This window comes from Lachnospiraceae bacterium GAM79 (assembly GCA_020735665.1).
Classification (GTDB): Bacteria; Bacillota; Clostridia; order Lachnospirales; family Lachnospiraceae; genus Coprococcus.
Map to the genome: position 1 here is coordinate 720,260 of CP085928.1, position 14,215 is coordinate 734,474.

A 14,215-nucleotide genomic window follows, 5' to 3' on the forward strand; every position below is an offset into this window, starting at 1 on the left:
TATGGAATTTAAAGTATCGGTCAGGCATATGGTAGAATTTATATACAGATGCGGCGATATTACAAGCAGCAGTAATGGGACTCTGTCAAAGGAAGCGATGAATGCGGGAAGTAAGATGCATCGAAAGCTTCAGAAAATGGCAGGGTCTTATTATGATGCGGAAGTTCCTTTAAAGATCACGATGAAGAAGGGAATTCATGATCTGGATGTCACGATAGAGGGCAGAGCAGATGGGATCATAGATCTGAGAGGTGAAAAGAACCGAAGCAGGAAGAAGAAGGAAATCGAGCGGCAGGTGATCCGGGTAGAGGACAGATATTGGGACCGGCTGCTGCTCAAAAAAACGGAGAGCCCGGATCCGGAAGCAGTTGAGAGCCTCATGGAACCAAATGCTGCCGACGTGACCGGTCAGATGCCGGAAGCGGATGAACCTGCGGATGTTACGATCGACGAGATCAAAGGCGTGTACAGAAAACTTGCCGATATCGAAGTACCGGAAACAGTTCATGTAGCCCAGGCAATGTGCTATGCCTATATTTATGCAAAAGAACAGTCTTTGGATCGGATCAATGTACAGATCACATATGTGAATCTGGAAAGTGAAGAGGTAAAACATTTTTTTTATGTATTTTCTTTTTCATTTCTTGAGGAATGGTTTCATGATACGGTGGATGAGATGATGAAATGGATCGATCATGCCATATCACATGCAAGAATCAGAGATGCTTCGATTACAGAACTGGAATTCCCATATGAATACAGAAAAGGACAGAAGCAGATGGCTGCCTGTGTGTATAAGGCGATCGAAGGGGAGCGCAGATTGTTTGTACAGGCTCCGACCGGAATCGGTAAAACGATGGCGGCAATGTTTCCTTCCGTTAAGGCATTTGCAACCGGGCTGGTATCGAAGATTTTTTATCTGACGGCCAAGACGATCGCCGGAACCGTACCGGATCAGGCACTTACATTGCTGCGGGAACATGGATTGAAGTTTTCTTCCGTTATGCTGACTGCCAAAGAGAAGATATGTCTGAATGAGACAATGGAATGTGACGCGGAGCATTGCCCTTATGCAAAGGGACATTTTGATCGTGTCAATGCTGCATTATTTGAAATGATCACGCAGGAGGAAAGAATGGATCGGGAGGTTATCCGTTCTTATGCGGAAAAGTATCGGGTCTGTCCGTTTGAACTGGGTCTGGATGCGAGTCTGTTCGCAGATACTATCATTGGAGATTATAATTATGTATTTGATCCGAGGGTGAATCTGAAACGGTTTTTTTCTCAGACAGCATATGATACAGGACGGTATGTATTTCTGGTGGATGAAGCACACAATCTGGTGGATCGTGCATCATCCATGTACAGTGCGACTTTGTATAAAGAAGATTTCCTTGCAGTGAAAAAACTTGTAAAGCCATATAGTAAGAAGCTTGTTCGAGGTCTGGAATCCTGCAACCGGGAGCTTCTGGAATTGAAGAAGCGATGCCCGGAGCATGGATATCAGATTCTAAATGATATCGGGGTTCTGTATCTGAAGCTGCTGCAGCTTCATACGACGATGGAGACATTTTTAGAAGATTACAAACAGATCCCGGAACGTAAGGAGATACTGGAGTTTTATTTTGCACTTACGACATTTTTAAATATTGCGGATCTGATCGATGACAGCTATGTGATCTATGATGAGCTTACTTCGGATGGCAGATTTATGGTGCGGTTATATTGCGTCCATCCGGCGAATAATCTGAAGCTTTGCCTGGATAAGGGGGTATCGACTGTTTTCTTTTCGGCAACGATCCTGCCGGTAAAGTATTACATGGAGATGCTGTCCGATACGGATACCGATCAGGCTATCTATATTCCTTCTCCGTTTGATCAGAAGAAACGACAGATCATGGTCGGCGTGGATGTATCTACGAAATATACCAGACGTTCGGTAAAGGAGTATAAACGTGTGGCAGAGTATATCAGACATCTGTTTAAAGTACATCCCGGCAATTATATGGTATTTCTGCCATCCTATAAGATGCTTCGGGAGGTCTATGAGCAGATGACGGCTGAAGATTGTTCTGTTATGGAACTGCTGTGTCAGGAACAGAATATGAAAGAGGCAGACAGAGAAGCATTCCTGGAGCATTTCTCATCACAAAAGAATGTAGTCGCCTTTTGTATCATGGGTGGTATATTCTCTGAGGGAATCGATCTGACCGGGGACAGATTGATCGGATCGGTTGTAGTAGGACCGGGACTTCCGCAGGTGTGCAATGAGAGAAAGATCATGATGGATTATTTCAATACCGGAAAGAGGACGGATACAAATGCGGATTCGTCTGTTGACGGTTTTAAATATGCGTATCTGTATCCGGGTATTAATAAGGTATTCCAGTCAGCCGGGCGGGTGATCCGGACAGAAGATGATACCGGAGTGATCCTGTTATTGGACGAACGATTTGGCACCGGGGAATATAACTCGTTATTTCCGGTGGAATGGCAGGATGCGGTATTTGGAAATTTTGACCGGCTTGCTCAGAAGGTGGAGAATTTCTGGAAAAGAGAGGAAGAACCTTAATCTTTCTTCAAAATGGGAATATGTACACAAGAATACTGGAAATTCGCATATATATGTGATAAAATGGACGCAGGCTTTTTCTACTGGCCTGCATGCAGTGCATGCTTTTATATGAAATATGAAACTGTTCTGGAAAGGCAGATAGGGGAAATGAAAAATATTACAGTAAAAGATATTGTGAATGCAACAGGAGGGTTCCTGCTCTGTGGCGATGAAGATACACCGATTACAGGTCTGTGTATTGATTCAAGAAAAGCACAGGCGGGAGATTTATTTATTCCTCTGTTGGGTAATAAAGTTGACGGACATCGTTTTATTGAGCCGGCGATGGAGAGAGCTTCGGCAACTCTGACGTCAGAGCATGATAATGTCGTTATTTCGGAGAAACCATTTATCCGTGTTGATGACACGATGAAAGCGCTTCAGGCGATTGGAAAAGATATCCGCGGTCGATATGATATTCCATATATCGGAGTGACCGGAAGTGTGGGAAAGACAACGACCAGAGAGATGATCGCAGCGGCTGTCGGCACAGGCAGACATTGTTTTCAGACAAATGGAAATGAGAATTCTCAGATCGGTGTACCAATGACGCTTTCCAGAATGACAGACGGATATGATGCAGCGGTGATCGAGATGGGTATCAGTGAACCGGGACAGATGGAGATATTATCTGATATCGTAAGACCATCAATCTGTGTAGTGACAATGATCGGTGTTGCACATATAGAATTTATGAAGACGCAGGAGAACATCAGAGACGAGAAGCTTTCTATTGTGAATCATATGAAGGAGAATGGCTTATTGCTGTTAAACGGTGATGATCCGTTACTGCGGGAGATAAAAGATGATATGTCATGTCAGACACTTACTTTCGGTATCGATGAGGTCTGTGATTTTCAGGGATCCGATGTACAATGCGGAGAGCAGGGTATGGAGTTCGACTGTACGCATAATGGCGAGACAGTTCATGTTGTTATGGATGTACTGGGAAAACATAATGTAAGGAATGCACTGGCGGGAATCGCAGTTGCATATCAGCTCGGGATTCCGATGGCAACAGCCGCAAAGGCTTTCGAACATTTTGAAGGACAGAGACAGCGGATCATTCGTATGGAGAATCGATATACGATCCTTGATGATACTTATAATGCAAGCCCGGATTCGATGAAGGCAAGCATTGATGTACTCTGTGATCTGGATTGTAAAGGGAAAAAATATGCAGTCCTTGCCGACATGAATGAACTCGGAGATGACAGTGTATCTTATCACAGACAGATCGGGGAATATCTTAGAGATAAGAAGATTGATGAAGTGATCGTGGTTGGAGAAAAAGCACTTGATATCAAGAAAGCTTTAGATGAATGTGATACAAAATATGCAAAGACCTTCTCCTTTATGGATAATGAAGAGGTTGCGTTGTATCTCATGGCAATCATGAAGCCGGAGGATATTGTATTATTAAAAGGCTCCAATAGTATGAAATTAAACGAAATAGTCAAAATTCTCACTAATTAATTATACAAATTGTATAAAACGACCATAAAAGCTACCAAAGTTCATAAAATTCGGTAGCTTTTATTGTTTAATATGACTTTGTATTTTTGAAAAAAACACATGATGTGAGACAAAACGTAGAAAAACAGGCACCTATATTGAAAAAACACGGAAAATGGAGTAATATCAAATCTAGCTTGAGTAAGATATACATAAATAAAATTAGGCGTACGTAAAATGATAGAATAAGATTTAAAACGGAGGGTTTTAATTATGGCTACAAAGAAGACTGAAGATGCAAAGAAAGTTGTAACAGCAAAGGCAACCGTAGCAGGAGTTATGGCAAAGGCTGAGGCAGCAAAGAAGGCAGAAGCTGCTAAGGAAGCAAAGACAGCAGTAAAGGCTGAGCCGGTTAAGGCAGAAGTGAAAGAAGAAAAGAAGCCGGCAACAAAGAAAGCACCGGCAGCTAAGACAGTAGCAACTAAAGCTGAACCGGCAAAAACAGAAGTTAAAGCCGAAGAAAAGAAGCCTGCAGCTAAAAAGCCTGCAGCAAAGAAACCGGCAGCAGTTAAGACAACTGAGACAGTTTTCATTGAATATAACAATGGTCAGATCAATGTTTCTGACATTGTAGCAAAAGCAAAAGAAGCACTTGGCAATAAGGCAGTTAAGGAATTGAACGTATATTACCAGCCAGAAACAGGTATGGTATACTATACAGCTGATGGAGAATCAGGTTCTTACAGTCTTTAATCTATAAATAGTTTGAAGGGCAGCGTTCTTAACATAAGGATGCTGCTTTTTCTGTATAAAAGGAAAGGAAGAATGTGCATATGAAGATCGGTTTTGTCGGATGTGGCAATATGGCGACAGCTATCATAAAAGGAATTATTAAGAAGCAGATTATTGAAGAAGAAAATATCATGGCTTCGGCAAAGACAAAGACAACATTGGAACGAGTTCAGCGAGAACTGGGCATTAAGGTATCGATGGATAATTCGGAAGTCGTTAAGAACAGTGATATCGTTGTTTTGGCGGTAAAACCACAGTATTATCAGGAAGTGATCGAACAGATCAAAGATACAGTAAGCGATAACCAGATTATTATCAGTATCGCACCCGGCAAGACTCTTGCATGGTTACAGGATTGTTTTGGTAAGAATGTGAAGCTGGTACGGACGATGCCGAATACACCGGCGTTGGTAGGCGAGGGCATGACAGGTGCATGTCGGAATGAATATGTTACCGATGAAGATTATGCAACAGTTCTTCAGATCCTTGGAAGCTTTGGTGAAGTAGAGACGATACCGGAGAACCTTATGGATGTCTGTGTATCCGTCAGCGGAAGCTCTCCTGCATATATCTATATTCTTATAGAAGCAATGGCAGACGGGGCAGTAGCAGATGGAATGCCAAGAGCGCAGGCATATAAGTTCGCGGCACAGTCTGTTCTTGGAAGCGCAAAGATGGTACTTGAGACAGGAAAGCATCCTGGTGAATTAAAGGATCAGGTCTGCTCCCCGGGTGGAACGACAATGGAAGCTGTCCGCGTATTAGAAGAAAAAGGCTTCCGTTCCTCCGTGATCGAAGCAATGAAAGCCTGTGTTCGCAAAGCCCGCGGGTTATAATAATTGACTACAAACAAATCCGCTGTGCTATACCACATCTGTTATTCCGCAAAACACTTCCGTTCTAGTCCTCGTGCAGCGGTACATAAAGTTGCAAAAGACGCAACTTAAGTACCGGCCTCGGACAAGGTTTGCTTCATAACAGTGTGGCATAGTACAGCGGATTTGTTTGTATGCCGGATAGATTTTATAAGGCGGTGTCACCGTGTTCCCCGGTACGGATACGGATGACGTCGGCAACGTCATAGACGAAGATCTTGCCATCGCCTACTTTTCCGGTTGAGATCTTTTCGCATACCTTAAAGATAATGTTGTCCGCAACATCATCCTTGACGATGGTTTCAATCTTGATCTTCGGGATCAGATTGACCACATATTCACTTCCGCGGTATGTTGTTTTATAACCCTTCTGATTTCCATATCCCATAATATTTGATACTGTAGCACCGGTTGACCCGCATTCGTCCAGAATGGCTTTTACATCATCCAGTTTTTCAGAACGGACAATAATTGATAATTTCTTCATATATATAACCCTCCATTCTATACTTGTAACTGAGAATATGATACCATATTCTTTTTTTCATTTCTACAGGTAGGGCATAATGAAAGATTTTGTATATTATCTGAAGAAGAAGCAGAGGCACAAAGAGATATAAGAGCAATTACACTTAATTAAATTAACAGATGCGGATGACATGAAATTTATTTAGAAAAATTTAACTGCTTTACCGGAAATAATACTGTTTTCATATAGGTGGAATCTGTGGTATCATGTAGCAAAGTTATATGATGTAATATAGATAGCTTTTTTAGGCAGAAAACGAAAGTGTGGAGGATAAAAATGTCTGATTATAGAAATGATGATGAGAATAAAGAACTGACCGGTCAGACCATGTCTGATGATCATAAAACAGAAGACAAGCATGAGGATGAATACGAGAAATACTGTTATCTGTGCAGGAGACCGGAGAGCGTGGCCGGTAAGATGATCGATATGCCGGGTAATATACATATCTGTGCAGATTGTATGCAGAAAACCATGGATACAATGAATAATAACGGATTCGGGGGAATGCAGTTCCTGGATCTTTCGAATATGCCGAATTTTGGGAATATCGATCTTTCCAGATTTATGGGACAAACGGATATTCCGCAAAAGCAGAAGGTTAAGAAAAAAACAGAAAAGCCAAAGAAAAAAGAGGTAGAATTGTCACTTGCGACCATACCTGCACCGCATAAGATCAAGGCAATGTTAGATGAATATGTAATCGGTCAGGAATATGCCAAGAAGGTAATGTCTGTTGCGGTATATAACCATTACAAACGGGTGCTTACAGATTCTATGGACGACATCGAGATTGAAAAGTCCAATATGCTGATGGTGGGACCTACCGGTTGTGGAAAGACCTATATCGTAAAAACGATCGCGAAGCTGTTAAATGTACCACTTGCGATCACGGATGCAACGACGCTTACAGAGGCAGGTTATATCGGTGATGATGTAGAAAGTGTACTGTCCAAGCTCCTTGCGGCAGCAGATAATGATGTAGAAAAGGCTGAAAAGGGAATTGTGTTCATCGATGAGATTGATAAGATTGCAAAGAAGCAGAACAGTAACAGCCGTGATGTAAGCGGAGAATCCGTTCAGCAGGGCTTGCTGAAGATCTTAGAAGGAGCAGAGATTGAGGTCCCGGTAGGTTCGGGAAGTAAGAACGCAATGGTTCCGATGACGACGATGAATACAAAGAATATTTTATTTATCTGTGGAGGTGCGTTCCCGGCGATCGAAGATATTATTAAAGCAAGATTGAATAAGCAGTCCTCAATCGGTTTTCGTGCAGACTTAAAGGACAAGTATGATAAGGATCCTAATATCTTAAAACAGGTGACAAATGAAGATCTCCGTGAATTTGGTATGATACCTGAGTTCCTCGGACGACTTCCGGTTCTGTTCACCTTGGATGCATTGGATAAGGACATGTATATTAAAATCTTAAAAGAACCGAAAAATGCGATCTTAAAGCAGTATAAGAAGCTGTTGGCTCTCGATGAAGTTGATCTTCAGTTTGATGATTCTGCATATGAAGCAATTGCGGAAAAGGCAATGAAGAAGAATACAGGAGCAAGAGCACTCCGGGCGATCATTGAAGAATTTATGTTAGATATCATGTATCAGATCCCGAGAGATGACAGCATCGGGCGTGTGATCATAACAGGTGATTATGTAAATGGTAAAGGCAGCCCGATCATTGAGCTGCGTGGTGTAGAACCGTTGCAGATCGAAGCCTGTGCAACAGAAAATAAATAGAATGGCGTATCTTTGGGTAAGATAAAGGGAAAGGTTTGAAAAGGAGAAAGGTATGTTTAAGAAAAAAATGCTCAGATGCCGCAGGCAGATTCTGGCAGCTGCTTTATGTGTATCAATGACGTTGGCACTTTCTGCTTGTGGAGAAGACAGCGGAGAGCGTAAGCATCTCTCGGACGGTCAGGGAACAGATAGAACAACCGAGACTGTAACAACTGAGGAGGAACAGGAAGTTTTCTCAGAGAATGCAGAGAAGGTGCAGAAGGAATTTGAACAGTATCTGGATGATTATTTTAAAGATGCTGTTACAGAAGATACAATGACCTATAACTATTCTATAAAAAATGGTGCAGATTATGGAATCGAGGAGCCGGAGGTGACACTCGGTGACCCGGGCATGACCGAAGAAGGAATCAAGGAAGATAAGGCGGAATTTGATAAGTGGGTAGATGAACTGGAGAAAATTGACAGAGCATGTCTGACAGAAGACCAGAAGCTGACATACGATGTGCTTGATGAGTATTTTGACGTTGCAGCAGGTGTATATGATAATGTATATCTGTATGAACCGTTTTCTCCGATGAGAGGACTTCAGGCGAATATTGCTTCGATGTTTACCGACTATCGGTTTGATGATAAGGGTGATGTTGAACGATATATAGAATTACTGGGGCAGATCCCGGAGTATTTTCAGGAATATCTGGACTTTGAAAAAGAAAAATCTGAGAAAGGATATTTTATGAGTGATGAAGTCTGTCAGAAGGTGATCGATCAATGTCAGACTTTTATAGAGAATAAAGATGATCATTTTATGGTGACCGTATTTAACGATAATATGGATCGACTTGATTTTCTGTCTGATGAGGAAAAGACGGAATTCAAAGAGCAGAACAAAGAGGCTGTTCAGAATTCTCTTATTCCTGCTTTTGAGAATATCATAACTGTATTTACAGACCTGAAGGGAACAGGAAAGAACCGGATGGGGATCTGTAACTATGAAGGGGGTAAAGAGTATTATGAATATCTGCTGAAGACATATGCAGGGACTTCAAAGAGTGCGGATGAAGTGATCGATATGTTAGATAATGAGCTTAAGAACCTGATGACAGATATTTATCAGGTGTATTTCATGAATAAAGATGCTTATGAATATTTTGCATCCAATTATGATGATATCTTTGCAGCTACAAATGAGATGTCTGCTTCTGATATGATCGATCGGATGATGGAGGACGCATCGGAGAACTATCCGGATATCGGAACCATACATTATCAGGCAGAGCCGCTTGATAAGAGTCTGGAAACAATCATGGACGATGTATTAGCTTATTATATGGCACCTGCTATTGATGATCCGGATAACAATCTGATCCGTTACAATGGCATGCATACAGATGGTATGTGGACAACTCTGGCACATGAAGGGTATCCGGGACATATGCTTCAGAATGCATATTATATGTCTACAGATCCGGAACCGGTAAGAACCCTTATGAGTTTTCTTGGTTATAAAGAGGGCTGGGCGATGTATGCATGTTATGATTCCCTGTACTATTATCAGTATGAAGAAGAGTCATATGGAGATGCCATTGCAGATCTGTATAAATTGAATGATGAGATGAGTTATCTGATCATGGGAAGAATTGACCTCGGAGTTAATTACGAGGGATGGTCATTGGATGAGACGAAGCAGTACCTGACGGAACAGGGCATGGATGCCGGTAGTGCAGATGAGCTTTACTATACATTAGTGGGGGATCCTGCGGTATACCAGAGCTATTCAACCGGATATTATGAGTTGAAGGAACTGCGGGATTATGCTGAGGAGAAGCTCGGTGATGCATTTGATGTAAAAGAGTTCAATACGATCATTTTAGAGACCGGACCATGTCAGTATGACATATTAAAGAAGCAGATCGATAAGAAATTACAGGGAAATGTGATCTAGGAAATATATTTTTGCCTTTTTCGGAATATGTTTATTATAAAGGGAAAAAGGATCTAAAATATGATATGCGATGATGTTGCTTACCGGGAAGATTATGTGGACTATCTGATTGAATACAATGGAGAAACCGAAACGGTTCTGGATATTTATAAAGATACAGGATGTGTTAATTTTATAGATGAGCGGTTTGCCGTGTTATACCGTCCGAAACCGGATGATTATATGGAGAGTTTTTCCAGACTGGAATATACATTGTTTCCCAAGTTATACGGATTGATGGATACCAGCAGCGTAGAGGCTGTTGGAGCAGTGAATGTACAGCAGGAGAATATTTTGGGATTGACAGGTAAGAATATCATTATCGGAATCATAGATACCGGAATTGATATACAGAACCCGTTGTTTCAGAATGCGGTAGGTCAGACGAGGATTCTTGCTGCATGGGATCAGTCCGTGCCGGGAGGAGAACAGACCGGAGAGTTTCCCGGATATGGAACCGTGTATACCGGAGATGAGATAAATGAAGCGATCCGAAATGGTACTTCTGTTCTGCAGGATGAGAACGGACATGGAACTTTTCTTGCCGGAATAGCGGCCGGAGGAAAGACCGATGATTTTACAGGAGTCGCACCGGAGGCAGATTTTGTAATTGTCAAATTAAAACAGGCAAAACAGAATCTCAGAGGGCTCTATGGTGTACCGGAAGATGTAGATGCCTATCAGGAAAATGATATTATGATGGGCATCTCTTTTTTATGCAGGCAGGCAAGCATAGAACAGAAATATCTGTCGATACTGGTTGGAGTCGGTTCGAACAGTGGAAGTCATACAGGAGCATCGGCATTGGAATCCCTGATTGCAAATGTTGGTATTATGACCGGAATTGCAGTGTCTGTTGCGGGAGGAAATGAGGGCATCGCAGGGCATCATTTTCATGGTATGATACCGAGAGATCGGTTATATACGGAGATGGAGATCAATGTAACCGGGAATGACAGCTTTACCCTTGAGATATGGGGAGCGGTTCCTAATATATATTCAGTTGCTTTTGAGATTCCGGGTGGGGAATATGTGAGCCAGATTCCACCCCGATTTGATAAAAGTGAGACAATACGTCCGATCTTTGGTGGAGGTATCATCTATGTTGATTATTTTCTGGTCGAGGATCAGTCGGGAGAAGATCTGATCATGATGCGCTTCTTTGATCCGCCGAACGGTCTGTGGAGAATACGTGTCTATGGTGTGGGAGATACCGATAAATCTTTTCATGCATGGTTGCCGATCACACGATTTTTATCGGAGAATACCAGATTTGTAAGTCCATCACCGGAAACTACACTTACGAATCCTGCGACGGCAGTTATTCCTATGTGCGTATGTGCCTATGATCATTATTCAAACAGTCTTTATTTGAATGGCAGCAGGGGATATACGGCAGCAGATGATATCAAGCCTGATTTTGTCGCACCGGGAGTGGATGTCTATGGACCGGGAAAAGCACGCACATTTGTACGAAGATCCGGGACTTCGGTTGCAGCAGCCCATTGTGCCGGTTGTGCAGCATTGATCCTGCAATGGGTAAGAGATCGTGATATTACACGTTTTATTAATGGAAACCAGATCAGGAATTATTTTATACGTGGAACGATACGACCGGGAACGGATCAGGCTCCGATCGAGAATATCGTACATGAGGGAAGCGGGTATGTCTATGCGAGAGAATATCCAAATCGTGAATGGGGATATGGAATATTGAATATCTATAATACATTTGACAGACTTCGTACCTGACCGGTTATATCATGAAAATTGTATCTAAAATGTGAAAATTGTAAAAGATTTATAATTTTTAACAAAATGGTTTTACAGAATTTGAGAGGTGTATTATACTATACATGTTTGTAAAAGAAATGTATAAAAAAATTAAAAAACTTATGAAAAATTGTAATGATTTCGGAGGATTTTATGGATAAAGATCAGGAATTACTGGATCCATTTCAGGATGATTTGGATATTTCTGAAGTATTGGATGATTCGGAGGATGAGATATATGATTCCGAAGATGATCCGGAAGCTTCAGAGGAAGACGAAACAGAAGAATACGAAGAAAACGAAGAAGCCGAAGAAGACGATTCTGATTTGAATGATAAAAAAGCGAAAAGAATTCGTGCTATTCATATTGCGGTCGTTGTACTTGGTGTATTGATCGTTTGTGAATATACTTTTTTCGGAGTGTTCTTCCATAATAATAAGAAAAAGTATGAAAAGGCGCAGAAAGCAGCTTCGGTCACGGAAGCAGAGGCAGAAGAAGATACGGAAGAGAATGTAGTAACGGAAGCCCCGCTTCCTACTACAAATGTAAATGATGACCGGACAAGCACGACAGCTGAGGCAACGACAGAGAATAGAACATATGAGCCTTCGACCACCTCAACAGAGAGCCAGAGAACAGAGAATCCGACTGAGGCTCCTACGACAGCATCAACAACAGAAGAAGTAACAACTGAGAAACCTACAGAGGCACCGACGGAAGCACCTACAGAGAAGCCAACGGAGGCACCTACAGAGGCACCGACGGAAGCCCCTACAGAGAAGCCTACTGAGAAACCAACGGAGGCACCGACGGAAGCACCTACAGAGGCACCGACGGAAGCACCTACAGAGAAGCCAACGGAGGCACCGACGGAAGCACCTACGGAAGCGGCTGTTGAGAGCGTAGAATAAGCAGAATATGAGTGAGGAACTACGTTGAAAAAAAATGAGCATTTAATTACTGTAGTCTATCCCGGCTCCATAGCGGAAGAAATGGAGATTGAAACGGGAGATTATCTGCTTGCAATAAATGATAAAGAGATAAAAGATGTATTCGATTATCGATACATGATAAAAGATGAATATATAGAGGTTCTGATTCGTAAATCCTATGGAGAAGAATGGCTGCTTGAGATTGAAAAGGATTATGATGATGATCTGGGTGTGGAATTTGAAAATGGTCTTATGAGCGATTATCGATCCTGCACCAATAAATGCATGTTTTGTTTTATTGATCAGATGCCTCCGGGAATGAGGGAGACACTTTATTTTAAAGACGATGATTCCCGTCTGTCCTTTTTACAGGGAAATTATATCACACTGACAAATATGACAGATGAGGATGTTGACCGTATTATAAAGATGCAGCTTGCACCGATCAACATATCTATTCAGACGACCAATCCTGATCTGCGGTGTAAGATGCTGCATAATCGTTTTGCAGGCGACCGGTTAAAATATCTGGATCGTCTGTTTGAAGGACATGTAGAGATGAATGGCCAGATCGTTCTCTGTAAGCATGTAAATGATGGAACGGAGCTTGAACGGAGTATCAGGGATCTGGGGAAATATCTGCCTTTCATGCGCAGTGTATCTGTTGTTCCGGCAGGACTTACGAAATACAGACAGGGGCTGTATCCGTTAGAATTATTTACGAAAGAAGAAGCGGGACAGGTCATTGATCTGATCGAGAGTTATCAGAAAAAATTTTATGAGCAATATTCGCTTCATTTTATCCATGCAAGTGACGAATGGTATATAACGGCCGGGAGGGATTTCCCGGAGGCGGAACGATATGATGGGTATATCCAGCTGGAAAACGGTGTCGGAATGATGCGCTTATTCTTAGAAGAATTTGATGAAGCATATCGGGAGATGCTGGATGCACCTGATTATCAGGTCAGGAGGGAGACTTTTCATCGAACGGTCTGTATGGCAACCGGTAAATTGACCTACAGTACGATCGATAATTTTGCAAATCGTCTGATGGAGGCGTTCCCGGGACTTACGATCCGGGTGTATTGTATCAGAAATGATTTTTTTGGAGAAACGATCACTGTTTCAGGACTGATCACCGGTATCGATCTGACAACACAGTTAAAGGAGATACAGGACGCAGGTGTTGATCTTGGAGAAGCCTTGCTTATTCCGTCGAATATGCTTCGTATGGGAGAAAAGGTATTTTTAGATGATATGACGGTGGATCAGGTAGAAGAACGGCTGGGACTGCATGTGGTTCCGATCGAATCAGGCGGTGCGGATTTCATTCAGGCAGTTATTGATCCTTCGTATTCCATGGATCGAAATAATGAGACATTAGGATATATTCAGGCATTTGATGATGACGAGAATTAATGCGTTTATCCGGGTTAACAGCAATAAAAATATGACAGAGCATCTTTTTCAGGTTGACATAAATCTGAAAAAGATGCTCTTTTTGGGTAATTGTA

Annotated in this window: 10 protein-coding genes; 9 read left to right on the plus strand and 1 reads right to left on the minus strand. The window is 42.0% G+C overall.

Going from position 1 to position 14,215, the window contains the following annotated elements:
• The first annotated feature begins 1 nt into the window (after position 1).
• From LK416_03170 to proC, 4 genes are all read left to right on the plus strand, one after another.
• Positions 2-2,572 (plus strand): ATP-dependent DNA helicase, encoded by a 2,571-nt coding sequence (locus LK416_03170; GenBank protein UEA75200.1) that lies wholly within the window; start codon positions 2-4, stop codon positions 2,570-2,572.
• Positions 2,573-2,722: 150 nt separating this feature from the next.
• Complete coding sequence (locus tag LK416_03175) at positions 2,723-4,090, plus strand: UDP-N-acetylmuramoyl-tripeptide--D-alanyl-D-alanine ligase (GenBank protein ID UEA75201.1); 1,368 nt, start codon at positions 2,723-2,725, stop codon at positions 4,088-4,090.
• Positions 4,091-4,342: 252 nt separating this feature from the next.
• Entirely contained in the window at positions 4,343-4,822 is a 480-nt protein-coding gene (locus LK416_03180) for a DUF6465 family protein (protein UEA75202.1), read from the plus strand.
• A gap of 80 nt (positions 4,823-4,902) precedes the next feature.
• Entirely contained in the window at positions 4,903-5,697 is a 795-nt protein-coding gene (proC, locus tag LK416_03185) for a pyrroline-5-carboxylate reductase (GenBank protein UEA75203.1), read from the plus strand.
• A gap of 187 nt (positions 5,698-5,884) precedes the next feature.
• Here the strand turns inward: proC and LK416_03190 are convergent, their stop codons facing one another.
• Positions 5,885-6,223, minus strand: a complete 339-nt coding sequence (locus LK416_03190) for a P-II family nitrogen regulator (protein ID UEA75204.1) — start codon at positions 6,221-6,223, stop codon at positions 5,885-5,887.
• 318 nt (positions 6,224-6,541) lie between these two features.
• Here LK416_03190 and clpX point away from each other — a divergent pair, with 318 nt between their 5' ends.
• The 5 genes from clpX (at position 6,542) to LK416_03215 (ending at position 14,120) form a co-directional block, all read left to right on the plus strand.
• Positions 6,542-8,008, plus strand: coding sequence for an ATP-dependent Clp protease ATP-binding subunit ClpX (gene clpX / locus LK416_03195; GenBank protein UEA75205.1), 1,467 nt, complete (start codon positions 6,542-6,544; stop codon positions 8,006-8,008).
• A 52-nt stretch (positions 8,009-8,060) separates the two neighbouring features.
• Positions 8,061-9,953: a DUF885 domain-containing protein gene (locus LK416_03200; GenBank protein UEA75206.1), complete on the plus strand. Its 1,893-nt coding sequence runs from the start codon at positions 8,061-8,063 to the stop codon at positions 9,951-9,953.
• Positions 9,954-10,013: 60 nt separating this feature from the next.
• Positions 10,014-11,744, plus strand: a complete 1,731-nt coding sequence (locus LK416_03205) for a S8 family peptidase (protein ID UEA75207.1) — start codon at positions 10,014-10,016, stop codon at positions 11,742-11,744.
• Positions 11,745-11,918: 174 nt separating this feature from the next.
• Entirely contained in the window at positions 11,919-12,677 is a 759-nt protein-coding gene (locus LK416_03210) for a hypothetical protein (protein UEA75208.1), read from the plus strand.
• Between the two features lie 24 nt (positions 12,678-12,701).
• Positions 12,702-14,120 carry a DUF512 domain-containing protein gene (locus LK416_03215; GenBank protein ID UEA75209.1) on the plus strand — a complete coding sequence of 473 codons (1,419 nt, stop codon included), beginning with the start codon at positions 12,702-12,704 and terminating at the stop codon, positions 14,118-14,120.
• Positions 14,121-14,215 lie beyond the last annotated feature (95 nt).

Coding starts and splice junctions, on each gene's coding strand:
- LK416_03170 (UEA75200.1), top strand. CDS start 2: ATGGAATTTAAAGTATCGGTCAGGCATATGGTAGAATTTATATACAGA.
- LK416_03175 (UEA75201.1), top strand. CDS start 2,723: ATGAAAAATATTACAGTAAAAGATATTGTGAATGCAACAGGAGGGTTC.
- LK416_03180 (UEA75202.1), top strand. CDS start 4,343: ATGGCTACAAAGAAGACTGAAGATGCAAAGAAAGTTGTAACAGCAAAG.
- proC (UEA75203.1), top strand. CDS start 4,903: ATGAAGATCGGTTTTGTCGGATGTGGCAATATGGCGACAGCTATCATA.
- LK416_03190 (UEA75204.1), bottom strand. CDS start 6,223: ATGAAGAAATTATCAATTATTGTCCGTTCTGAAAAACTGGATGATGTA.
- clpX (UEA75205.1), top strand. CDS start 6,542: ATGTCTGATTATAGAAATGATGATGAGAATAAAGAACTGACCGGTCAG.
- LK416_03200 (UEA75206.1), top strand. CDS start 8,061: ATGTTTAAGAAAAAAATGCTCAGATGCCGCAGGCAGATTCTGGCAGCT.
- LK416_03205 (UEA75207.1), top strand. CDS start 10,014: ATGATATGCGATGATGTTGCTTACCGGGAAGATTATGTGGACTATCTG.
- LK416_03210 (UEA75208.1), top strand. CDS start 11,919: ATGGATAAAGATCAGGAATTACTGGATCCATTTCAGGATGATTTGGAT.